20 protein-coding genes are annotated in these 23,630 nt (G+C 48.4%); 13 read left to right on the plus strand and 7 right to left on the minus strand.

Annotation, left to right across the window (positions count from 1 at the left end; translation table 11 throughout):
- The first annotated feature begins 54 nt into the window (after positions 1-54).
- Positions 55-987: a LysR family transcriptional regulator gene (locus tag BZG76_RS07125; protein WP_077460719.1), complete on the plus strand. Its 933-nt coding sequence runs from the start codon at positions 55-57 to the stop codon at positions 985-987.
- On the opposite strand, the gene BZG76_RS07130 is transcribed toward BZG76_RS07125, so the two are convergent.
- Together BZG76_RS07130 and BZG76_RS07135 are read right to left on the minus strand one after the other, a co-directional pair.
- Complete coding sequence (locus BZG76_RS07130; RefSeq protein ID WP_077460720.1) at positions 923-1,084, minus strand: DUF2256 domain-containing protein; 162 nt, start codon at positions 1,082-1,084, stop codon at positions 923-925. The two genes, BZG76_RS07125 and BZG76_RS07130, sit on opposite strands and share 65 nt — an antisense overlap.
- The gene (locus BZG76_RS07135) at positions 1,074-2,630 is read right to left on the minus strand and encodes an FAD-binding domain-containing protein (RefSeq protein ID WP_077460721.1); all 1,557 of its coding nucleotides are present in this window, start codon (positions 2,628-2,630) and stop codon (positions 1,074-1,076) included. Before BZG76_RS07135 ends, BZG76_RS07130 begins: the two co-directional genes overlap by 11 nt.
- A 240-nt stretch (positions 2,631-2,870) precedes the next feature.
- Between BZG76_RS07135 and BZG76_RS07140 the strand changes: the two genes are divergently transcribed.
- The 4 genes from BZG76_RS07140 (at position 2,871) to BZG76_RS07155 (ending at position 7,302) form a co-directional block, all read left to right on the plus strand.
- Entirely contained in the window at positions 2,871-3,650 is a 780-nt protein-coding gene (locus BZG76_RS07140; RefSeq protein ID WP_021023558.1) for an ABC transporter ATP-binding protein, read from the plus strand.
- Positions 3,647-4,516 (plus strand): iron-siderophore ABC transporter substrate-binding protein, encoded by an 870-nt coding sequence (locus BZG76_RS07145; protein ID WP_077460722.1) that lies wholly within the window; start codon positions 3,647-3,649, stop codon positions 4,514-4,516. The genes BZG76_RS07140 and BZG76_RS07145 overlap by 4 nt, the downstream gene beginning before the upstream one ends.
- Positions 4,513-6,480, plus strand: a complete 1,968-nt coding sequence (fhuB, locus tag BZG76_RS07150; protein WP_077460723.1) for a Fe(3+)-hydroxamate ABC transporter permease FhuB — start codon at positions 4,513-4,515, stop codon at positions 6,478-6,480. Before BZG76_RS07145 ends, fhuB begins: the two co-directional genes overlap by 4 nt.
- An 87-nt stretch (positions 6,481-6,567) precedes the next feature.
- Positions 6,568-7,302, plus strand: coding sequence for an SDR family NAD(P)-dependent oxidoreductase (locus BZG76_RS07155; RefSeq protein WP_077460724.1), 735 nt, complete (start codon positions 6,568-6,570; stop codon positions 7,300-7,302).
- Between the two features lie 17 nt (positions 7,303-7,319).
- Here the strand turns inward: BZG76_RS07155 and BZG76_RS07160 are convergent, their stop codons facing one another.
- Positions 7,320-7,625, minus strand: a complete 306-nt coding sequence (locus tag BZG76_RS07160) for a DUF6482 family protein (RefSeq protein ID WP_069586487.1) — start codon at positions 7,623-7,625, stop codon at positions 7,320-7,322.
- A gap of 221 nt (positions 7,626-7,846) precedes the next feature.
- Between BZG76_RS07160 and phhA the strand changes: the two genes are divergently transcribed.
- Positions 7,847-8,719 (plus strand): phenylalanine 4-monooxygenase, encoded by an 873-nt coding sequence (gene phhA / locus BZG76_RS07165; protein WP_077460725.1) that lies wholly within the window; start codon positions 7,847-7,849, stop codon positions 8,717-8,719.
- Positions 8,712-9,053 (plus strand): 4a-hydroxytetrahydrobiopterin dehydratase, encoded by a 342-nt coding sequence (locus tag BZG76_RS07170; protein WP_077460726.1) that lies wholly within the window; start codon positions 8,712-8,714, stop codon positions 9,051-9,053. Before phhA ends, BZG76_RS07170 begins: the two co-directional genes overlap by 8 nt.
- Before the next feature lie 185 nt (positions 9,054-9,238).
- Here BZG76_RS07170 and BZG76_RS07175 read toward each other — a convergent pair whose 3' ends face one another.
- On the minus strand, positions 9,239-9,427 hold the full coding sequence (locus BZG76_RS07175) for a restriction endonuclease subunit S (RefSeq protein WP_077460727.1): 189 nt from the start codon (positions 9,425-9,427) through the stop codon (positions 9,239-9,241).
- A 179-nt stretch (positions 9,428-9,606) separates the two neighbouring features.
- On the opposite strand from BZG76_RS07175, the gene BZG76_RS07180 reads away from it, so the two are divergent.
- From BZG76_RS07180 to BZG76_RS07200, 5 genes are all read left to right on the plus strand, one after another.
- Positions 9,607-10,815 carry an EAL and HDOD domain-containing protein gene (locus BZG76_RS07180; RefSeq protein ID WP_077460728.1) on the plus strand — a complete coding sequence of 403 codons (1,209 nt, stop codon included), beginning with the start codon at positions 9,607-9,609 and terminating at the stop codon, positions 10,813-10,815.
- Positions 10,816-14,127: an ATP-binding protein gene (locus BZG76_RS07185; RefSeq protein WP_241824059.1), complete on the plus strand. Its 3,312-nt coding sequence runs from the start codon at positions 10,816-10,818 to the stop codon at positions 14,125-14,127.
- A 125-nt stretch (positions 14,128-14,252) separates the two neighbouring features.
- On the plus strand, positions 14,253-15,290 hold the full coding sequence (locus BZG76_RS07190) for an efflux RND transporter periplasmic adaptor subunit (protein ID WP_077460729.1): 1,038 nt from the start codon (positions 14,253-14,255) through the stop codon (positions 15,288-15,290).
- The gene (locus BZG76_RS07195) at positions 15,287-16,396 is read left to right on the plus strand and encodes an efflux RND transporter periplasmic adaptor subunit (RefSeq protein WP_077460730.1); all 1,110 of its coding nucleotides are present in this window, start codon (positions 15,287-15,289) and stop codon (positions 16,394-16,396) included. The genes BZG76_RS07190 and BZG76_RS07195 overlap by 4 nt, the downstream gene beginning before the upstream one ends.
- On the plus strand, positions 16,393-19,458 hold the full coding sequence (locus BZG76_RS07200; protein WP_077460731.1) for an efflux RND transporter permease subunit: 3,066 nt from the start codon (positions 16,393-16,395) through the stop codon (positions 19,456-19,458). The genes BZG76_RS07195 and BZG76_RS07200 overlap by 4 nt, the downstream gene beginning before the upstream one ends.
- A 321-nt stretch (positions 19,459-19,779) precedes the next feature.
- Here BZG76_RS07200 and BZG76_RS07205 read toward each other — a convergent pair whose 3' ends face one another.
- Complete coding sequence (locus BZG76_RS07205; protein ID WP_021023545.1) at positions 19,780-20,262, minus strand: PaaI family thioesterase; 483 nt, start codon at positions 20,260-20,262, stop codon at positions 19,780-19,782.
- Between the two features lie 257 nt (positions 20,263-20,519).
- On the opposite strand from BZG76_RS07205, the gene BZG76_RS07210 reads away from it, so the two are divergent.
- Positions 20,520-21,839, plus strand: a complete 1,320-nt coding sequence (locus tag BZG76_RS07210; RefSeq protein WP_028569685.1) for a DEAD/DEAH box helicase — start codon at positions 20,520-20,522, stop codon at positions 21,837-21,839.
- A 587-nt stretch (positions 21,840-22,426) separates the two neighbouring features.
- On the opposite strand, the gene BZG76_RS07215 is transcribed toward BZG76_RS07210, so the two are convergent.
- On the minus strand, positions 22,427-22,624 hold the full coding sequence (locus tag BZG76_RS07215) for a hypothetical protein (RefSeq protein ID WP_128080777.1): 198 nt from the start codon (positions 22,622-22,624) through the stop codon (positions 22,427-22,429).
- Positions 22,625-22,831: 207 nt separating this feature from the next.
- A complete protein-coding gene (locus tag BZG76_RS07220; RefSeq protein ID WP_077460732.1) occupies positions 22,832-23,371 on the minus strand; it encodes a hypothetical protein in 540 nt (179 codons plus the stop codon).
- Positions 23,372-23,630: the final 259 nt, after the last annotated feature.

Consider the following 23,630-nt stretch of genomic DNA (forward strand, 5'->3'; position numbering starts at 1 on the left):
CTACAGTTAAGTAAAATACATAATAAATAACTTTTCATTCTGTTTTAGAGAACGATGAGCCGACTTAACTACCATCATTTGTATTATTTTTGGCAGGTGGCACGCCATGGCAACCTGACCCAGACCGCCCGTAACCTGCATATTTCGCAGTCGGCGCTGTCGTCACAAATCAAGCAGCTTGAGCAGGCGATGCAGGTGCAATTGTTTGAGCGGCAAGGTCGTACATTGACGTTGACCGAAAGTGGCTATCAAGCGATGAACTATGCCGAAGAGATTTTTCGCCAAGGGGAAGAGTTAGAGCAGTTGTTATCCAGTGGCGGGGCGCTGTCCAGTGCCACGATTCGCATTGGCACCTTATCCACCATGTCGCGGAACTTTATCGAGCAGTTTATTCAGCCATTGGTCAATCAACGAGAGTGCCGCTATGTATTGCAGTCGATGGATCAAACCGGCTTGCTTCATGCGCTGTCTGATCACCAGTTGGATTTGGCGCTAACCAATATCGCGGTGCGGGGGACTAATAAACAAATTTGGCAGTACCAGCAACTGGCACGCCAGCCGGTCGCCGTGATTGGTTGGCCGGGTAAAGCCTTATCGCCCACCTTAGACGCCAGCTACCAGCACCAAGCGTGGGTGTTGCCATATGGCGATAACCCGATTCGCTCGGGGTTTGATGCCATCTCTGCGCAGTATCAACTCAAGCCTTACATCATGGCAGAAGCCAATGATATGGCGATGTTGCGCCTTTTAAGCCGAGATAATGACGCGTTAGCGGTGATGCCCGAAGTGGTGGTCCGCGATGAGCTAGATAGTGGCATGCTCACCCGCTATGCCTTACTGCCGAGTGTGTATGAGCCGTTCTATGCGGTATCGATTAAACGTCAGTGGGTACATCCGAAATTGAATTCGCTTTTAGATGCGTTCAGTGCGTCGCCGCTCGCGCATGGCGACGACCTTCCCGGCTGCAACGGTCAGAGCAATACCTAACTTCGTCCCAACAGCGCGCCCACTTTTTACGCCACGTAAAGGGGCGTTCGCACGTCAAACATGCCTTGGTGGGAAGATGCGGCTTTTTATGCGCCATCGTGGTTACCTCCAGGAGACTGCGTGGCACGTGAACGTCGTTTTGTCTGGCCGTTATCCGCGTGCTCAGGGCTATTTGTTCGCTCAGGGCTGTTTGGACGCACATGGGTGGCGAGTATCCGTGCTTTTTCGATACGAACCGCATCCTGTTGACGAAACGACCATAAAATATCACGCGCACGTTTGCCGGTTTGTTCGATATCGACAATCGGTTTGGGATAGTCTTCGCCAATTACCACTCCGTACATCATCGCTTCCATGTCGGTCATTTGCCACGGGGTGTGGATCAAACTGTCGGGCAAGGGAGAAAGCTCGGGTAACCATTCACGAATAAATGCCCCTTCCGGATCTTGCTCCTGCGATTGTTTCACTGGGTTATAAATGCGCAGGGTATTGGCGCCTGTCACGCCAGCCTGCATTTGAAACTGGGGGTAGTGAATGCCGGGCTCAAAATCGAGAAATAGCTGCGCCAAATGATGCACACCACGCCGCCAGTCAATCAGTAGGTGGTGGGTTAAAAAACTGACCAGCATCGCCCGCATACGAAAGTTGATATAGCCGGTGGCGTGTAGGCAACGCATACAGGCATCGACGAGCGGATAACCGGTATGACCTTGTTGCCATGCGAGCAGATGCGCATCGCTCTGCGGACCGTTTGCGTACTCAAAATGTAAGTAACCTCGATTGACGGGCCGATGCTCCATGTGATGCTCGCTTTCAAATTTCTGCATAAAATGACAGTGCCAATGCAAACGCGACACCATGGCTACCAGCGCACGCCGCCAACCCTTTTTCTGCCAATGGAGGAGGGTGATTTGATACATCTCGCGCACGCTGATGTTACCCCAAGCAAGATAGGGTGACAGTCGCGTACAGCTTTTGCGGCTGGCGAGCGGTTTAGAGATGTGGCGTTGATAGCGTTGCCCGCGCTCGCGGAAAAAAGACTGCAAGGTTTTATACGCCCAACTCGGGCCGCCGGGTTGAAAGCGTGGCGCGGGAGAATCCCACTTGTGGTGTTCGAGCGCGGGTAGCGTGAGTGATGTGTCTAGCCAGTGCGCTTGTTGCCAATCGGGATCAGCAAGAGGGGCACGCATCACCTTTTGCCATTCTGCATCCCAATCGACTCGGCTTTTAGCGCCGCGGATCACCGACCCGGTAGGATATTCATGCCATGGGATCTGATGGCTTGTCAGCCATTTCGCCACCGCTTTATCGCGAGAAAATGTCGCGTCGACGCCAATTTCTTGATGGCTGTAGACCGCGCCAATGGCCCGTTGCTGGTGGATGGCGTCGAAAACGGCAAGTGCTTCACCTTGGCAAATGGTGACCTGCCCGCCAAGCGGCGCCAGCTGCTGATTAAGATCGCAAAGCGATTGCCAGACAAACCGCCAATGGCGCTCGCTATAGTGCGGATCGTTAAGCAGCAGTGGCTCAAACAGGTACAGGATCACTAAGGGACGCCCCGCTGCAATGGCAGCTTGTAAAGGGGCATGATCCCGCAGGCGTAAATCGCGTTTTAACCACACAAGGCTGATGGGCGGGGACATAGGGCTCTCGACAGTAGTAACAACAATCTTCTATTCACCTTTGGCGATACGAGGCTGAATGGTGTTTGGATCCCTGATGGTGACGTGGTTGAGGTCTAATTTCTCTCATTAACAAGCGCTAAGCGCACAAAGCGAAATCAAAATGGTTTGCATTTGCTTTTTAGGCATCGGAAAATTACCAACTGTAGAATTAACTGACAGGCGCATCCCGCGCTTGTACTTAAGCAGTAGGATCGGGATATGTTAGAGGCAAAGGACGTTGCGTTTGCCGTCAACGGAAAAGTGTTGCTTGATAAGGTGAGCTTGTCGTTTACGCCAGGAAAAATCTGTGCGTTGGTCGGCCACAATGGTTCGGGCAAGTCGACCTTGATAAAATTGTTAGCGCAGCAACAGGCAACCAGCAGCGGACAGATCGCATTAGACCAAAAGCCCTTGTCGAAATGGTCAGAAAAAGCGTTTGCGCGCGAGGTGGCGTATTTGCCACAGCATTTACCGGCAACAGATAACTTAACTGGGTATGAGTTGGTCAGTTTTGGTCGCTATCCTTGGCATGGCTTGCTGGGGCGGTTGACCAAAGCCGATCACCAAGCGATCAACGAGGCAATGGCGCTCACCGGTACCCAAGATTATGCCGAGCGCTTGGTCGATACCTTATCGGGCGGCGAGCGCCAACGGCTATGGATTGCGATGCTGCTGGCACAGCAAACGCGTTACTTACTGCTCGATGAGCCGCTATCTGCACTAGATGTAGCCCACCAAGTTGAAGTGATGACCTTGGTGCGAAAACTCAGCCGAGAGCTGGATAAGTCCATCATTATTGTGGTGCACGATATTAATATGGCGGCGCGTTTTTGTGATGAGATTGTCGCCTTGCACAGCGGGCAAGTCCTGACTCAAGGTGCGGTTAGTGATGTGTTTCAAGAGTCGGCCCTCAAATCGATTTATGGTATTGAAATGCCGATTGCCGATCATGCCGCCGGCTATGCGGTCGCTATGCCGGGGGAGTTATCGCCAGTATGATCAAGTCCTCTTTTCTGACGCTTATGGTCTGGCTGACCGCGGCCATGATGTCAGCGAGCGTCAGCGCGTCGCCTCGTATTCTCTCGCTGGATTGGACCCAAACTGAAACCTTGTTGGCGCTAGGCATTACCCCAGTCGCGGTCGCGCAAAAGGCAGATTACAATTCGTGGGTGAAAGCCCCGCCCATTCCAGAGGACACTGTCGATATTGGGCTTCGCACCCAGCCGAACATGGAGCGTTTGGCCGAGCTTCACCCCGATAAAATTCTAATTTCGCCGATTTTTAAGGCGATGAAGCCCAAGTTAAGCACCATTGCGCGGGTCAGTTCAATTCCTCTCTATGAAAGTGGCCTAAGCTGGACGTCGTTAAAAACCGTGACGCGGAAAATTGCGCGCGAAGCTAACCGTCTGGAGGCCGGTGAAACTCTGATTGCCAATGCGAAACAGCAACTGGCGAGCCTGCGCGATACCATCCCCGGTGAACAACCCCCGCTGCTGATGATCCAGTTCCTAGACCCCAACCATGTACGGGTGTTTGGGACGAACAGTTTGTATCACGCCGCTATCAGTGAATTGGGGCTCAGCAATGCGTGGCAAAACACCACCAACAGTTGGGGATTTAGCATGGTCTCCACCCGCGAGCTGCTAGACCTTGATGCGCAGCTGGTGATTGTGCGCCCACTTCCCGCGGGCGTCGAGCAAACTCTTCAGACCAATATGTTTTGGCAATATTTGGTTAAACGCACGGGGCGTACGCCATTGATGATTGATCCGGTGTGGAGCTTTGGTGCGATTCCGTCGGCGTTACGCTTTGCGCGCCTTGTGACCGTGGCATTGACCGACCCTGAACAAGGTGGGCAGTCATGAAACTGAAACTATTATGGGTACCTTTGGCGTTACTGGCGGCACTGTTAAGCCTCGCCTCCACTCAGTTGGGGCAGTGGGATGTGAATGCATCTATGCTCTGGCAGTCGCTGTGGTCGCTGGATGACAGCGCGTCGATTGGGGTGGTGATGCATTTAACCTGGTGGCCGCGCTTGGTCACCGCATTACTGGCTGGCGCATGTTTGGGACTGGCCGGTACCTTGATGCAACAGGTGTTACGTAACCCACTAGCTTCGCCGTCGACGCTGGGGGTGGCGAATGGCGCCAGCTTGGCGCTGATGCTAGCAACGCTTTATGCCCCTTGGCTACTGACTTGGTCGAGCGCGATGGTGGCGATGTCTGGCGGGGTGCTGACTATGCTGGTGGTGTTTGCGCTGGCATGGCGACGCGGCCTATCGCCCACCGTGGTGGTGATCGCGGGTTTGATTCTAAATCTATACTGCGGTGCGCTCAGCACTGTACTGCTGTTGATGAATCAAGAAGCGCTACACGGCATGATGGTGTGGGGCGCGGGCTCGATGGTGCAAACCGACTGGCACAGTGTACAAGCCTTACTGCCACGTGTTGGATTGGCGGTCGTGTTGATCCTTGCCTTATTAAAGCCGCTCAACGTCTTGAGTCTTTCGGATGAAGGAGCGAAAAGCTTGGGCGTATCACTGGCGAAAATCCGCGTAATTGCTCTGGGGCTATCGGTGCTTCTGACCGCGTGGGTGGTTAGCTTGATTGGCGTGATTGGCTTTGTCGGTCTCGCCGCGCCCGCGATTGCGCGCTTATGTGGCGCACGTAAGCTCATCACCCGATTGAGCCTGGCGATGATTTTAGGCGCATTGATGTTGGCAGCCACCGATTTGGCTGTCCAACTGTTACCTGGCCGCCGGGCCATGATGGTGCCCACTGGGGCGGCGACGGCAGCGTTAGGGGCGCCTCTTCTTTTGTGGTTGTTGCCACGGGTGTCACTGGGGAATCGTCAACGCCAACAGATGCAATCGGGATCGCCCGCACCACGTCAGGATTGGCCGTTAGGCCGAACGTTGATGTTACTGGTGTTAGGTGTGGTGATTTTTGCCACCGTATCGCGTCAAAGTGAGGGCTGGCAGTGGCTGGCGCTCAGCGGCGATTGGTCTTTGTTGGAATGGCGCTTGCCACGCTTGCTGGCGGCGGCATTGGCGGGCGGTGTGCTTGCTGTTGCGGGTGCCGTGCTTCAGCGTTTAAGTGCCAACCCGATGGCGAGCCCTGAGGTGATGGGGATCAGTGCCGGCACGGCGCTGGGGCTGATTGTCACTATTTTTGCGGGCATGGGCGCGTCTATGCTGAGTTTGTATGTCGGGGGATTAATCGGTGCCGGCGCAACCTTGGCGTTGATTGTACTACTCAATCACAAAACCGGCTTCCAGCCAGAAAAGGTGTTGCTCACTGGCGTAGCCATTGCCGCACTGATGCAAGCGGTACAGAGCTTCTTGATGGCGGGCGGCGATCCTCGCGCGTATCAAGTCCTCGCTTGGATTTCAGGCTCAACCTATTATGTGACCGACAGCACAGTGACTACATTGGCCTTGGTTGCGGCGGTGCTGGTGGCACTGGGATTGATGTGTCAGCGGTGGCTCGATATTTTGCCGCTCGGTGGCGAAACTGCTCAATCGCTAGGGGTAAAGGTAGGGCGTGCCCGCATGCTGTTGCTGGCCCTCGTCGCGGTCATGACCGTCAGTGCCACCTTGGTGGTAGGGCCGCTTAGTTTTGTCGGCTTGATGGCTCCGCATATTGCGCGCAGTTGGGGTGCGAAAAATGCCCGCGCGCACATGATCACCGCCGGATTGATTGGCATGGGATTGATGCTGTTTGCCGATTGGCTAGGACGACAATGGCTGTATCCGCAAGAAATGCCAGCTGGGATCATTGCTTCCTTGATAGGCGGGCTTTACCTCATGGTTGTGTTACGTAAGCTATAGTTTTAACGTACGGTGATCGACAAGATCGCCTCATCCCTAACTAAAGAGATACAGTTTGCATCTCTTTTTGTTTGAGGAGCCAAGAGAATGAACAGTGATTCCATGCAGCGTGTGGCGGTTGTCGGCGCAGGTGGCGCGATTGGTGAAGCTTTTTGCCGCGCATTGCTCGACAAGCCATCCATTCAGCAAGTCTTTGCCTTGGGGCGTCACCCCGCGCTACTTGCCGAAATAAGTGAAAAGGTCACCCCGGTGACAGTGAACATTCGCGATGACGCATCGATACAAGCGGCGGCCGAGCACATCGACGACAACAGTCTAGACGCGGTGATCATTGCCTCGGGGATGCTTCATGATGATGCGGTCAGCCCAGAAAAACGCCTCGCGGCGTGCAGCAGTGAGGCCATGCACCAGCTGTTTGATGTGAATGCCGTTGCGCCGCTGCTGTTGAGCAAACATCTAGCGGCCAAACTGAAACGTAACGCTGAGGCGAAGCTCGCTATCTTGTCGGCGCGCGTGGGCAGTATTAGTGACAACCGTGCGGGCGGTTGGTACGCCTATCGTGCAAGTAAAGCGGCGGTGAACATGCTGATCAAATGCATGAGCATTGAACTTGGCCGCCAGGACAAATCATTGACCGTGGTTGGTCTGCATCCGGGGACCGTCGACAGTCATTTATCCGCGCCATTCCAAGCCAATGTTAAGCCCGGTAAATTATTCAGCCCGGCTCAATCGGCTGGCTACTTATTGTCGGTATTGGATGGCCTAGACAGTCGTCATACTGGGCGTCTGTTTGCGTGGGACGGGGAAGAAATTGCCCCATAGGTTGGGGCATTGTTGCGTTATTTCCAATGCAATGGCTGCTCCAAAGTCGACAAAGGCTTTTCCGTGCCAAGCCCTATCATTTCATCATATGCCGTGTCAGTGACCAATACATATTGCGCGGCATTAACCCATTCAAAATCATCTTTTACCGCCAGCAAGCTGCGAGATAAATAAGGTTTATCGCCTTGATAAATTAGCTTCTGCTCCACCGTATCGCCGTGACGCAAAAAGGCTATTGCTTGATATAACATGCCATCAATGCCGCGGATCTGAATCTTGTCAATGTTGTCGTAATTTATCAGTTCGCTCAGTTGTAAATTCATCACTCGTCCCTGCAGTTAGGCCTTTCTCAACCACTACGAGCCATGCAAGCACGCGGATCCCTCGAGGGTGAGGCATTACCCGTAGCGACAGCCTTTTGAACGCACAATGTAAAATAAATGTTACGCAAAAGTAAAATTAAAACCGAGGTGAGGAGATGATTTTCTCTGCAAAGTCGACGTAATCTGTGAGTAACGGAAACATTGCGTAAGGCTAAGGGCCGCTGTTTACGCGCGATTTTTACGCCAGACAACGACACAAGGCGGTGAACGTGAAACAGAGTAAATACGAATCCAAACCACTTAATGAACTGGGTCGTGTAGCCTGGTCGGCACAAGAAAACGATGTATGGCGCCAGTTAGTCACACGGCAGCTTGCGTGCATCAAGGACAAAGCGTGTCAAGAATATCTCGACGGTTTACGACTGCTCGACTTGCCGCATGACACGGTGCCACAGATCCCAGATGTCAATGCAGTGTTAATGCGAGAGACGGGCTGGCAAGTGGCCCCCGTGCCTGCATTGATTGATTTCGACCATTTCTTCGCCTTATTGGCGGATAAAAAATTCCCCGCGGCGACCTTTTTGCGCACCAAAGAAGACTTTGATTACTTGCAAGAGCCGGATTATTTTCATGAGATCTTCGGTCACTGTGCGATGCTCACCCACCCAGCATTCGCTGAATTTACCCATATGTATGGTCAGCTCGGTAAGCAGGCCACGCCCAAAGAGCGCGTCTATCTTGCACGCTTGTATTGGTTTACGGTCGAGTTTGGTTTACTCAGTGACGCGCAAGGCAATCGCAGTATTTATGGCGGCGGGATCTTGTCTTCGCCGGCGGAGACCGAGTACGCCTTTAATAGCGACAAAGCGGTGCGTAAGCCTTTAGAAGTGATAGATGTCATGCGCACGCCATATCGGATTGACATCATGCAACCCATTTACTTTACCATTGAGTCGATTGACGACTTATTTGCCATCAGCCAACGTGATTTGATTTCTGATGTGCATCAAGCCATGGAACTGGGCCTTCATGCGCCTTTGTTCCCGCCCAAACCGAAAAAGACAGAACAGCAAAAGGAAACGCAACATGTCTGAACTAACTGAGTTGAAATGTGAAGCCTGTAATATTGATGCCCCATTGGTCAGTGCTGAGGAAATGCCGACGCTGCTTAAAGATATCCCACAATGGAGCAAAGTGACGCGAGATGGGATTGATCAGCTCGAACGCGAGTTTACTTTCCGCAACTTTAAGTTGGCGTGGGCGTTTGCCAACCAAGTAGCTGAACTGGCTGAGCAAGAAGGCCACCATCCGGCTATCTTGCTGGAGTGGGGTAAAGTGTCCGTGACTTGGTGGTCGCATAAGATTAAAGGCCTGCACAAAAATGATTTTATTTGTGCGGCGAAAACCGACGGCATTGCGCCTGAGTAAACCAAAAAAACGCCCCGAAATTGAACTCGGGGCGTATCTTTTTCGCTCACTTGCTATCTATCCCTGTCACGCAAGTATCAATCCTGCGAGGCTCACATCTCTCATTGGCACGTCTCGGCTATCACACTCATAGCGCAAAATAGGATAGATTTAAAAAGTGACAAGGTCACTTTATCGTGTTGAGTTTACTCTTCTTCGTCGCTTGTGTCTTTTTGTTTGGCGGCAAAATACTGCGCCAATACGTCGTCGGTGAGCTCGCCTTTTTCCTCAAGCGCTTTGAGTTTTGCCACAATCGCTTTTTGTTCGTCGAGTGACGGTAACGAATCCGGCTCGTGCTCGGGGGCATCATCAGCGAGTTGGTTTAAGATATCCATGATTTATCCTCTTAGTGTCTTTGCGGGAAGCGTAGCAAAATTCATGATTTCTCCCAAGTAAAAGGCACTATCTTGGTAGGGAAATGGACTTAACATACTCACTTTAATCAAAAAAACGATCAAAAGTCCTTCCTTTGGTCTAAGTTTGTACTAAGGGATTGTTTTGGGGGGAGTACATTGTGAGTGAGATTTTTTTTTCGTGCCAGCCGATCTTTGACGACAAGCAAAATCAGTGGGGTAGCGATTTATTATTTCGTGAAGGGTTACAAAACAAATTTCCCTCGATTGATGAAGATACTGCAACATCACGGATTCTAAGTGCCAACTTTCTCTCGGGGAAGGAGCTTGATGATGATTTGCGCTATGTCGTGAGTTTCTCAGAAACGGCCTTATTAGATGAGATACCCTTTTCTATTCCTGTCGCGCGCTTGGTTCTCTATATTACGGAGACGTGCAAAGCAACGCCTGTACTGACTAAACAGCTAGAGGCCTACCGAAAAGCAGGGTTTACGATACAGGGTGACAGCGGTATGTTTACTAACCGCTGGCAGCGGCATTTGCATCTGTTTGATGTCATTTCTGTCAGTATGGCAAGCGAAGACCCGATGAGTTGGGTTGGTGTGATGTCTGATTATCCAGATATTCAGTTTCTTGCGAAGAAAGTTGAAAAAAAAGACGAGTTTATGCTGGCCAAGCAACTTGGGTTTAGCCTGTTTCAGGGCTATTTTTTTGAACAACCGCAAGTAAAAAGTCATAATGATGTGGCGCCATCTGTGATCAGCTTATTAGATGCTTGCATCGTGATTAATCGTAGTCCTCATGATATTGATGAAATTACCGACGTAATTTCTCGTGATGTCTCGTTACTCTATAAAGTTGTAACCAGTGCGAACATCCTAGCTAAATCGAAAAAAAAGCCGATCACAAACCCGAAGCAAGCGGTTGTCTATCTAGGGCTTGAGTCGTTGCGTCGGTTAATATCCTTACTCATTATGTCGAATATGAATCATCAGGAATGCTCTCATTTGCAGACATCCGCGATACTCCGTGCGATTTTTATGCAACAGGCGGCGCCAATGATAAAAGGTATGGATCCTGATGAGGCCTTTTTAGTTGGTGCCTTTTCACTGCTTGATGCTATGTTGGCAGCGCCAATGGAAGATTTAGTTGGGAAACTTGATCTCGACCAAGAAGCGAAAAATGCACTCTTGTCTCAATCAGGACGTTATGGTGAATTGTTAATGTTATGTAAGCACATTGAGCATGCCAATTGGGAGTGGGTCGGCTCAGTATGTGAGAAAATGACGTTAAAAGAACGTGCTGTACTCAAAGCTTTCGATAAAGCACGTTTTCAAACTCAGACCTTAGCTGCAACGATGCAGGTGTAAATGATGAATCAAGTAGGGATGCGGCTAGCCGTCGTTTTAATGGTATTGGCGACCTTATTACTGGGCGTTTTCGGATACTATAATTATCACGTTGCGAAAGAGCGCCTTGAGTCAGACATGAACCAAGACATTAATTCGATTACCCAACGTTTAAAGCAGCGGTTACCAACGTTAATGTGGAACTATGACTTTAATAATGTACAAAATGATCTAGATAGTGAAATGGGATCACGCTATGTACACCGTTTAGAGTTAACCGACTCTAATGATCAGTTTCGTTATGTGACTGACTCCAAAGGTATGCGCTCCAGTGACGAGTTAAATAAAGTCATCGTTCCAATGGTTTACAATGAAACCAGCCCGTCTGTCCAGGTGGGTAAACTAATCATTTATCAAGATAGTCGTTATATTAATAGAGAGTTAAATACAGAAGTGCTCCGTACAGCGACACAAATCGTACTTTTGAATCTATTAGTGGTTTTTTTTATTTGGAAATATGCCAAGCAAATAAATCGTGCAGAGAGAAGTCGCGCATATTTGGATACCGTTATTCATAGTTATACGGATGCTTTGTTAGTGCTGGGCGAAAAACACCGCATTATTACAATCAATGAGTCGGCAAAAAAGCTTTTCGAACTTGAGTCGGTTCCCGACGAAGCAATCAGTTTATCCACGATAATTTCTCGTGTTACGCCTAATTCTCGTGGATATTTTTCTCAAGCCCTTTACGGCTTGAATGGGCGTGTTGAACGCTCCTATGAAATAGAGACTGACGGGGGCGTTCGCGTTGTACAAGTGAAATCGACCCCCATTAAAGACGAAGATCCTCGCGCACTTAATGTCGCCATTATACGTGATATCACTGAGCAACATCTGGACAAGCAAAAAGTGTCCAAAGGTGCTGAGCTTTTCTCGGCGATGAAGAGTTTACAAGATAAATTTTTGATACGTGAGGACTTTAAAAAGAGCTTTAAAGATGTGTTAGACATTCTACTGCGTATTGGTGAGAGCAATCATGGTATTATTGTCGAAGTCGGCCATCATGACGATAATAATATAGATTACAACCTCCCTTACCGTATTTTGGCACAAACGCGCCTGGTTAAAAATAACTTTATTGGTGAGGAATTTGTTCGTGGTTTAATCGAAGATATTATTGAGACGAAACAGAGCAAGCGTAGTCTGCAGATGGCAGGTGTTGCCGGTAATAACCAGAAAATGATTGTTAATGTGTTTGGCACGCCGCTCTACATGTCAAATCAAATGGTTGGTGTGGTTTGCCTTTTTGATGAGTCTACGACATACAATGAAGAGTTACAAAGCTGGATAGAGCCGATTTTATCAAGTTTGAGTTCGATGGTGCACTTTGTGCAACAGAAAGCACTGAACGATATGATTTCACGAGAAATGGCGCGAGCGAAGGAACAAGCTGAGCGCGCAAATGAATCAAAAACTAACTTCTTAGCAATGATGAGTCACGAGATTCGCACACCCATGAATGGGATTGTGGGGATGTCTAATCTATTGATGGAAACGTCGCTTACGCAACAGCAACGCTATTTTGTTGACACCCTACAGAATTCGTCGACGGCATTATTAAATATTATTAATGATGTGCTCGATCTCACCAAAATAGAAGCAGGTAAAATGACGCTTAGCAAGCAGTCGGTAGATTTAGCTGAGATCGTACATGAATCTCTAAGTATATTTACGGCGAAAGCGGCTGAAAAACAATTACGTCTCCATTGCTATATCGACCCCAACATGTCATGTGACATTGAATTAGATGCGATGCGTTATAAACAAGTGATTATTAACCTTGTTGGTAATGCAGTGAAGTTCACTAAGCGCGGTCATATCTGTGTTAATCTATTTCAAACGCATGATGATAGTGGCATCACTAAGCTTGTCATGGAAGTCGAGGATACCGGGATTGGTATTCCGGAAGATCGTCATGATGCTATTTTCGAGAATTTTACGCAAGTTGATAATTCATATTCTCGCTCTTATCAAGGAACCGGCCTGGGCTTGCCCGTCTGTCGCAAGCTTTTGCGTTTAATGGATGGGGATATTTATATACGCAGTCAAGAAAACCAAGGGACTACTTTTGTCGCGGAAGTGCCGATTAGTGTCCCTAATCCTGATTGTACGCTCTTATCAAGTTACGACTTGAGCAACGCTCTTGAGGGTTATCATATATTTTTAGTCTCTGGCGATAGAATATTGACTAAGACGCTGACTGCTTATTTACAAGGTTTTAATCTCGCGCTGACGCCATGCTCTGATGGACGAAACCTTGAACTGGACGAACCGGAACAGACGGTCCTAATGGTCGATCAAGACAAAATGCAAGGCTGCCAGGCATTTGTTGGCAGCGTGCATAAGTGTATCGCAATCAGTCATGATGGGCATCATGATACAGGAATGGCCACGCTGACTTGTCCCATTTACCATGCTGAGCTTTATAGAGTATTGAACGAAGATGAACATACATTAGTTGATCCAAGTCCGGATGTAGGGCAATACGACAGTATTAATTTTGATCTCAATGTCTTGGTGGCAGAGGATCATCTTGTTAACCAAGAACTTATTGATATTATTTTGGCACAACTTGGCTGCCAACGAGCGCTAGCCGTGAACGGAAAAGAAGCGCTTGAACTGCACAAAAAGACCCCTTTCGATATCATTTTGATGGATTGCCAAATGCCGGAAATGGATGGCTTTGAAGCGACTCGGCAGATCCGTGAATTCGATAAACACACGCCAATTTTAGCGGTAACAGCCAATGCGTTGTCTGGGGATGCTGAGCGATGTGTGGACGCGGGAATGAATGGGCATTTAGCTAAACCGTTTAGTAAAGATCAATTAATTGAACTGTTACTACTTTACGCTAACCCAGACTCGGTCCGTTATGGCGATGATAGCGGCGTTGAAGCTCAGCCCCAAGATGATGGAGAACCTGCCATGAGTGACTCATACCCCATTGACGTTCAGCATGTCAAAGATCAAGTAGGTGATAGTATGGAGCTAGTGACCATGCTACTTAATAAATATGTTAATAATCAAACCCAAGATTTAACCGCGCTGAAGCAAGCATTTGAACAGCAAGATGTGGGTAAAGTTAAAAAACTCGCACACAAAATGAAAGGTGCAGCAGCCATGATCGGAGCGAACGAACTGTCGAAAACGTGTCTAGAGTTGGAAAAGTCACCGCATGAAGATCTGGAATCGTTGCAGCCCTACATTCTTCCTATTGAGAAACACACAGCATTAATTGTCGAACAAACAGCCAGTTTATCGGAAACATCTTGATACATGCTCTGGCGCTGGTTAGCATAACACTCAGTGCCGGTTAGAATGAAAAATAAAGACCCATCAAAGACCTAGGGTCTGACAGTTGCTGTCGGACTCTAGGTTTTATTGTTAAGGATAAGCTGATGATAAAGCGTTTTGTATTAGCCAGTTGCGCTGCTCTCATCCTTTTTGGGTGTGGTGAGCCAGCGATATCTTCTCCCTCAGAGACGCCAACGCGTCCTGCTAAGTTATTGACTGTGGTAACGAATGAAGAAGGATTAACCCGGGAGTTCCCCGCTCAGGTTGAAGCAGATAACAAAGCGTTACTATCATTTCGAGTCTCAGGCGTTATTGAATCTATGCCGATAAAAGCAGGAATGGATGTCAAGAAAGGGCAGATGCTTGCGGCGCTTGATAATCAACAGTATTCACTGCAGTTAGACAAAGCGCGTGCACAATACCAGCTTGCTCAGGTTCAATTTAACCGTGCTGATCGCTTACACAATGATAAAGTTATTTCGGAGCAGCGGTTTGATGAGGCGCGTTCGGCACTTAGCGAAGCTGCGGCGGGCCTTGAACAGGCGCAAACCAACCTAAATTACACCGAGCTCAAAGCGCCGTATGCAGGCACAGTGTCATTAAGAATGAAAGAGCGCAACGAGTTTACTCAAGCACAATCTCCGGTGCTGCATATTCAATCTAAAGATGTTATTAACGTGAGTTTCCAGTTACCGGAGCGCTACTTTCACTATTTCGCCCAGCATCTTGATACCTTAACGCCGAGTGTTTCTTTTGACACGTATGAGCATCGCCAATTTTCGGCTCAGTTTAAAGAGATCGATACTGAAGCGGATCCAAAAACCGCGTCTTATCATGTCACGGTCAGTCTGAGTCGACCCGATGCGGTCAATGTATTACCAGGGATGGCTGCGAAAGTCCATGTCACCATACCGGCGCAATCACAGCCCCAAATCCCTGATACGGCAGTGGTGCAATCAGACTCAGGAAGTGCGGTTTGGCGGGTGAATGAAGACGGAGAGATCACCTTGGTTCCTGTCGTGCTCAAAAACGGCAAGATTACCTCTGGGCTTGACAATGGCGATGTCATTGTCGTGACGGGTGCGGGCGCACTTGAAGCCGGTGATCGAGTGAGAGCTTGGGTGAAGGAGCGAGGATTATGAGAATAAAATTAATCAAGGTGCTGCTTTGGCTTAGCGTGGTACTCGGGCTAAGCGTTATCAGTGGCTGTCAACCTGATCCGGCGTCTCATTCAGCACCTTTGCCTGTTGTTTCAACTCATACAGTCGCACAACAACAGTTGGATGAGCGGATTGCTTTCCCCGCGGTTGCCGCTGCCGCCGATAAAGCCAAGTTAGCGTTTAGGGTGCCGGGCGAAATTCAAGCCATTAATGTGCAAGCCGGGGATCGTGTGTCAAAAGGACAGGTCCTCGCCCGTCTCGAACCGACGGACTATCGCTTAGCGGTTGAAAATGCGAACGCAAAATTCGACGTTGCTAACTCACAGTATCAGCGTTCGGCACCGCTTGTTGAAAAAGGAATGCTAGCCCAGTCTCAGTTTGATGAACTAAAAGCGCAGCGACAAATTGCACAAGCAGAATTAGCCTTGGCTAATCTCCGTTTATCTTATGTCGCATTGAAAGCCCCCGCTGATGGAGTGATATCGAAAGTGAACGCAGAACCTTTCGAGACTATTGCTCCGGGACAAGGGATTATGAATATTCATGATGCGTCACGCGCTGATATTCGCGTTCAGGTCCCAGATGTTCTTTTTAGTCACAATGCAGGTGGGGATGCAGCATCTGTGCAAACACGCTTGCAACCTAAGGTCGTTACTGAGCAAGGGCAGTCATACAAAGCCACCGTCGATGAATTCACCGCAGAGCCAGATCCCAACAGTGGGGCATTCGTGGTGACGTTGACAATGCCAATGCCTGATGACCAATTCATATTGGATGGTATGCCGGTACAAGTCAGTATTGCTCGTGATGGATTAAAAATGACGCGTACAGGCCTTTCAGTCCCTATCGAAGCGATTTTCAATCAAGATGGCGATCCACTCGATCGCGATCATAGTTATGTTTGGGTCTACGATGAGGCCTCCCAAACGGTAAGCAAACGACAAGTCGAAATGGGCCGCATTCATGGGCAACAGATTGAAGTCGTAACGGGAGTTTCTATGGGTGAGCGTATCGTCGTCGGCGGTGCCAACCATCTGTCTGAAGGACAAAAAGTAGAATTGGCGTCAAAAGAGGAACAAGCATCATGAAGCAAGGTGTGGCGGGTTATTTTATTCAAAACAAGGTGATCAGTTGGATGATCACCCTGATTTTTCTTATCGGCGGCACCCTTGCATTCCTAGGATTAGGGCGCCTCGAAGATCCTGCTTTTACGATCAAAGATGCGATGATCGTCACCAGTTACCCGGGGGCGACACCGCAACAAGTGGAGGAAGAAGTCACCTATCCACTGGAGAAAGCGGTACAACAGCTGACTTATGTTGACGAGGTGAGATCGATTTCTAGCCGAGGCCTCTCGCAAATTACAGTGAAAATGAAACCCAAATATCGTTCAGATGATTTGCCGCAAATTTGGGATGAATTGCGACGAAAGGTCCATGATGCCCGAGGCGAGTTACCGCCTGGCGTTAATCCACCTTCAGTCAAAGACGATTTTGGCGATGTATTCGGCATCTTACTTGGAGTAACTGGAGAGGGTTACAGTTACAGCGAGCTAAAAGATTATGTTGATTTTTTGCGTCGTGAGCTGGAGCTTGTTGATGGCGTGGGCAAGGTACAAGTTAGTGGGGCTCAGCAAGAACAAGTCTTTGTCGAGGTCTCAATTCAACGATTGAGTAGCCTGGGGATCTCGCCAGATACTCTGTTTAACCTGTTAGCGACCCAAAATCTGGTCAGTAACGCAGGGGCGTTGCGGGTCGGTGATGAATATATCCGTATTCACCCAACTGGCGAGTTTTCTTCTGTTGAAGAATTGGGCAGTTTGATTTTAACAGAAGCAGGTTCCGAGGGATTAATTTACCTACGTGATGTGGCGGATATTAAACGTGGATACCAAGAAGTCCCGCGTCAAATTATTGCTTACAATGGTAAGCAGGCACTCCAGGTTGGGATCTCGTTTGCTGATGGCGTCAACGTGGTTGAAGTGGGTGAAAAAGTAGATAAACGATTAGCCGAGCTGAATAGCGATCAGCCGGTAGGTATTCACGTTCATCATGTTTATAACCAACCTGACGAAGTAGATAACTCAGTCACCGGTTTTGTCTCGAGCTTGGGACAAGCGGTGGCGATCGTAATTGTGGTGCTGTTGTTCTTTATGGGTTTGCGCTCGGGCCTATTGATTGGGCTAGTGCTCTTGCTCACTGTGCTTGGCACTTTTGTGTTCATGTACTATTTCGAGATCAACCTGCAACGCGTCTCTCTTGGTGCCTTAGTGATAGCCCTTGGGATGTTAGTCGATAATGCCATTGTGGTGGTGGAGGGGATCCTTGTCGGACTAAAACGCGGGCGAACACGATTACAAGCGGCGCATGACATTGTTACACAAACGAAATGGCCGTTGTTGGGGGCGACGGTTATTGCGGTCACCGCGTTTGCCCCGATTGGTTTGTCCGAAGACGCGACAGGGGAATACTGTGGAACGCTATTTACCGTATTGCTAATTTCTTTGCTATTGAGCTGGTTTACCGCGATCACATTGACCCCTTTCTTTGCGAGCCTCTTTTTTAAAGAAACGCCTTTAGAAGAGGGCGACGAGGGAAGCGATCCCTATAATGGTATTCTTTTTGTGGTGTATAAGCGCTTTTTAACTGCGTGCATGCACCATGCTTACCTCACTTTGCTGGTGATGGTCTTAGCGCTAGGTGCGAGCGTGTATGGTTTTGGTCATCTTAAGCAGTCCTTTTTCCCTGACTCAACCACGCCTATGTTCATGGTTGATGTGTGGTTACCGGAAGGAACTGATATTCGCGCCACACAAGACACGCTTGACGAAGTGTCAAGCTGGCTCAGCGAGCAAAAAGGGGTGAACTATGTGTCTACCAGTGCTGGGCAGGGATCGCAACGTTTTATGCTGACCTACTCACCTGAGAAAAGCTATGCCGCCTACGGTGAGCTGATAGTAAGAGTAGACCAATATGAGCATGTGAAATCAACGATGGGATTGGTGCGCGAGTATGTACGTCGCCAACACCCCAATGCACAGTTAAAACTGAAACCGATTTCTTTGGGACCATCGACGGGATCTAAAATCGAGGCACGTATTATTGGCTCCGACCCCACTGAACTTCGTGCGATAGCGAAAAAAGTGGAAGCGCGGCTGCATGATGATCCCGATGCCGTCAATATTCGCCACGATTGGCGCAACCGTACCAAGGTGCTGGAACCTGAATTTAATGAAAGCCAAGCACGTCGTTATGGGATCACCAAAAAGGATGTCGACGAGCTACTGGCGATGACATTTAGTGGCAAGCGGATTGGTGTTTATCGTGATGGTACCAATTTAATGCCCATTGTTGCGCGACTGCCGGATGAAGAGCGCGTCAATATCAATACGCTTGAAGGAATGAAAATCTGGAGTCCAGCATTGCAAGATTATATTCCCTTGCAGCAGGTCATCCTGGATTATGACATGCGTTGGGAAGATCCGATCATTATGCGGAAGAATCGTAAACGTATGCTAACTGTTTTGGCCGACCCTGATCCATTGCGAGAAACGACCGCCGCGACCGTATTGAGCCGTGTACGTGCCGATATTGAATCGATACCGATGCCGGATGGTTACAGCATTGAATGGGGCGGTGAGCATGAGTCTTCCAAGGAGGCGAAAGAAGGGCTGTTTAGTATTATGCCGCTTGGCTATTTGTTCATGTTCTTGGTCACTATTTTGCTATTTAACTCAGTGAAAGAGTCGGTCATTATTTGGCTAACGGTACCGCTGGCCGTCATCGGGGTGACCACTGGCTTATTGTTACTTGATACACCGTTTGGCTTTATGGCTTTACTGGGATTTTTAAGTTTAAGTGGGATGTTGATTAAAAACGGAATTGTGCTAATCGACCAGATAAATATAGAGGTTGAGAGTGGAAAACAGCGATACCAGGCCGTGGTTGATGCTGCGGTTAGTCGTGTGAGACCCGTTTGTATGACGGCAATTACAACCATTTTGGGGATGCTACCCCTACTACCTGATGTATTTTTCCGGCCTATGGCAGTGACCATCATGTTTGGTCTTGGGTTTGCTACCGTGCTGACCTTGATTGTGGTGCCGGTGTTGTATCGCATTTTCTATCAAATTCGTTATCACCCTGAATAACGATCAACCGGCATCGCTTAGCGCGGTGCTGTGTTTTTCAAAGTAAGAAAAACGCCAGCTGTGTATAACTTTAAAGTCATCCACAGAAACGGTTGATAACTCGGTGTATTACCGATGAAATCCGCAGCTTTATTGTGCTTGTATAAAGTCAATGATTTTTCAGTGATTCTTGCACCCGTATCACGGATGTCAGAATGAGTGCGCTGAGCTTTTTGTATTGTCGTTATCGCTAACGATTACTGATAAAAAGCCAGATTATCTGCTGACCGATAATCTGGTTTTTTTCTGCGTTGCCGAGGCTGTTACGGTTAAGCCGACGCGCTAATCAGTGATGTGTTTCACTGATAACGTAAGCTCAAAGGTTGCCATTGGTTCATCACCATGTAAGCTTGGACACGTTGCGACAATAGTCACCGGCTGGTTGATGCGTTCACCTGTCTCTATGGCATTGCCAATCATGGCACTGATTTTTTCGCCATCTTGGCAGGTGAAAATGACATCCCCTTCGGGACGTTTGTGGAAATCGGCTTGTACCGATTTAAACGCAAGGCTAATCTTCACACCGCGCTGCTCTGCCATCGCCATCGCTAGAAAGCCGCCCGCTACATCAGCCCCTACGGCTAAAGCACCAAAATACATACTGTTCAAATGGTTTTTGGTGCGTCGACCTAGCGGAATTTTCATCGTGACATGTTTATCGTCGATCGAAAGGATCTTGGGTCGGCACCAGCCAATCATTGGGACTTTTAGGAAACCGAATAGTGATAGATGCTGATTCGCACGGGCGAGTGGAGACGAGAACATAGACACTCCTTGTTATCTGGTCTTACCTGTAACGCTACATTGATGTTTATTTGTGCGTCAACATTTTGTTAACAAACTTGCGGGCTGATGCCTTTTTTTCGCAGATAACGTAGACAGACATACATGTAATCACAGCGTCTGGATATTGGAGTGTCGAAATTTTTGGTGCGGTGTTTTTGCGTAAAGTATGATAGCATTCGCCGCCTTAAATGGCGCGTGTGCGCCTTTTGCTTTTGATTTACCTTTGGAGTGATACCTTGCAATTTGACGATTTGGGACTCGATAGACGCTTACTGTCGCTCATTGCCCACCGTGGATTTGAACAGCCAACTGATATTCAACGTCAGGCAATTCCTGTTGTGATGGCAGGGAAAGATTTGCTGGCGTCATCGAAAACGGGCTCGGGAAAAACACTGGCGTTTTTGCTGCCTGCGATGCAGCGTGTTTTGCGTTCTAAACCTCTCAGTCGTCGTGATCCACGCGTGTTAATATTGGCACCGACTCGCGAATTGGCCAAACAAGTTTATGGCCAGTTGCGGATGCTAACCAGTGGCACGACTCATAAAGCGGCCCTCGTACTGGGGGGCGAAAATTTCAATGAGCAAGCAAAGGTTTTTCGTCAGTCGCCAACTTTTGTGGTGGCCACACCTGGCCGACTCGCCGATCATTTGAAACAGCGCAACGTGTCTTTATCTGGTTTAGAGATGCTGATCTTAGACGAAGCGGATCGCATGCTCGATCTTGGCTTTAAAGAACAATTGGATAGCGTGAATGCGCATGCTGAGCATAGGTTGCGCCAGACACTGATGTTCTCTGCAACGTTAGATCATCAGCAAGTGACTGAAATTGCTGCCGGTATGCTAAAGTCTCCTAAGCGAGTCGCGGTTGGTGAAGCGGAAAGACTGCACAGCGATATTGAGCAGCATTTTGTACTGTGTGATCACTTGGATCATAAGCAGGCTTTGCTTGAGCACTTGATGAAAGCCAACGTGCACAAGCAAGTCATGATCTTTACTGCCACTCGCGCAGACACGGAACGATTGGCTGAGCGATTTACACAGGCAGGGTATAAAGCGATTGCGTTGAGTGGTGAGCTAAACCAAGCATCACGTAGTCGTATTATGAATGAGTTTGAGCGCGGCTTTCATGAGGTGTTGGTCACTACCGATGTTGCGTCACGCGGCTTAGATTTGTTGAATGTGTCTTTGGTCATTAATTTTGATATGCCAAAACACGCTGAGGAATATGTGCATCGCGTGGGACGGACTGGTCGGGCAGGGCACCAAGGCCTGTCTTACTCACTGGTTGGGCCGAAAGACTGGCGAAGCTTTAAAAATATTGAAGGCTTCTTGCAACAAAAGCTTGAATTTACGGCAATAGAAGGCCTAGAGGGTAAATTTAAAGGCTTTAAAGAGAAAAAAGTCCCTAATAAAAAATCGCCTGGACCGGCAAAACGCCAGAAAACACCGGTTAAAAAGCAGCCTAAAGCCCCGAAAAAACGAGATAAGAGCTTTTACAACAATGTGCCTGTCGGCGATGTGCCGTTAGCAAAAAAGAAAACAAAACCTGAATCCTAACGCCACAATACGTCTATCTTTTGTCGTGACTATCCGCTGTATCCCTCTGGTGCAGCGGAGTCGACGAGCCTAATAATCTTTTATTACCATTTCTGCTTTTCTCAATCAGTTAGCTCAGCGATTTTTACAATAAACACCTAGCTAAAACTGCGCATTGTCACGTTTAACTTTGTGAGTTGATGAAACTTTATCTGTCGAAGTGTCGATCTTGCCAAAAAAAGCGCTTTTCTTTGCGTTAGATCGATTCTATAGCTGATTTTTAGCTCATGGAGTCGTAGACTATGCGCATCTGTTGATAGTCGCTCATTCTTCAGACGATTTGAGTGGCTGGCAACTTGGGTTTTTGTCTTTTAATCATCAATGAAACTGGAGTGTTGCTGTGGAAACTGCACTGGTCGTTGCCTTTATTACTGCCGCGGCATGGATCGTTCGTCGTGAGCGTGCCGCACAATAATTTGCTGTAGTCGTCCTTTTTAAACACATGTTTTTAGGCAGCAAATAAAAAAGCCTTCTCCTTTGGAGAAGGCTTTTTACATACAATACATTTTTATGAGAATGTGATTTCTGGACGCTTCTATGGTGATGTGTTAACTATCGTAGTAATCCCCGTCAGAAACATCGTGAAAGTCTTCTACCTGACTGGCTGCTTTAAAATCAGCAGCAGGTTTTAGCTTACGCCGCCGCAATAACGCGACCTGCTCCTCTAAGCGGTGAGCCGTTTCAATGTTACCCTCTTGATAGGCCTCTTGTATTTTTCTCTCAAATTCACCAATACGCTGAGTCATCACCATCGTTATACCCTCCGACAGTTCTCACGTACAATGACGACGAGCGTCAGACGTGAGTGTTACACCACGCACTAAAGACGCCCACTTTTTACCAGAGTGGTACGCCTCTACGTTTAATTTAGCTTAGATTAAAATTTTCACCAGCGAGAGAAGATCACACTGGTATGATCACGCTGTAGAAGAAGAGCAACGAATCACAGGCTATTAATACAGGTATCTGACTGAGAAAATCAAGCGGTTTTGCTCTAAACCATTAGCACGCCAGGTTGCGCCGAGAGATAACGCTTCTGTTGAGTGAAAACGACCACCAATTTCGACAAGGCTGGTGCTATCGTCTTGGTCAAAAATAATCGAACCGACATAAAGATTCGCCTCAAAGGGCGGTGCGATCCAGGCTCGCATACCACCACCGATGACCGTCGCCAAATCGCCGGCATCATGCCTGTCATCCTCTGGGCGTCTAAACCACGCACCTTCAAGTTCGCCGTATAAATCAACAAATTCGTTAATAGGAGCATGAAAACCAACCCCGCCAGAGGTATACCAGTCCCCTTCAAATTGCGTATTCCCTTTGACGACAAAATGCGCCCCTTCGGTAAACGCAAAACGTGCTAAACCACCCAGCCCACTAGGATTGCCTAATGCATTGACTTGAATATGGTTATAGTCAAAGTTGGTCGCCTGGGCGGTTGGAGCCCAAAGGCATATCCCCAAGAGTGCGCTAGTGGTTAGGCGTGTGATCACGTCATTTACTCCTTTTATATTTAATGATCAGTGTAATAGCTTCTGTATGACAAGTGCAATAACGAGGTCGTGTTTGCAGTGGGAATTCTCTTGTCGTGTACCGCAACGGAAATACTGCCTATTTCTCCCTGTCAATTTTTTTAAAACATTGATGACTATTCTCTCTGTAAAAAAATATTTGCACACGCAGAGATGTCAGGTTAGCGTAGACGTGTAACCATAAGAACGTAAGCCCATCAGTGGCCGCATTAGCGCGTAA

Origin of the sequence: Salinivibrio sp. AR647 (assembly GCF_001995415.1) — a bacterium.
Lineage (GTDB): Bacteria > Pseudomonadota > Gammaproteobacteria > Enterobacterales > Vibrionaceae > Salinivibrio > Salinivibrio costicola.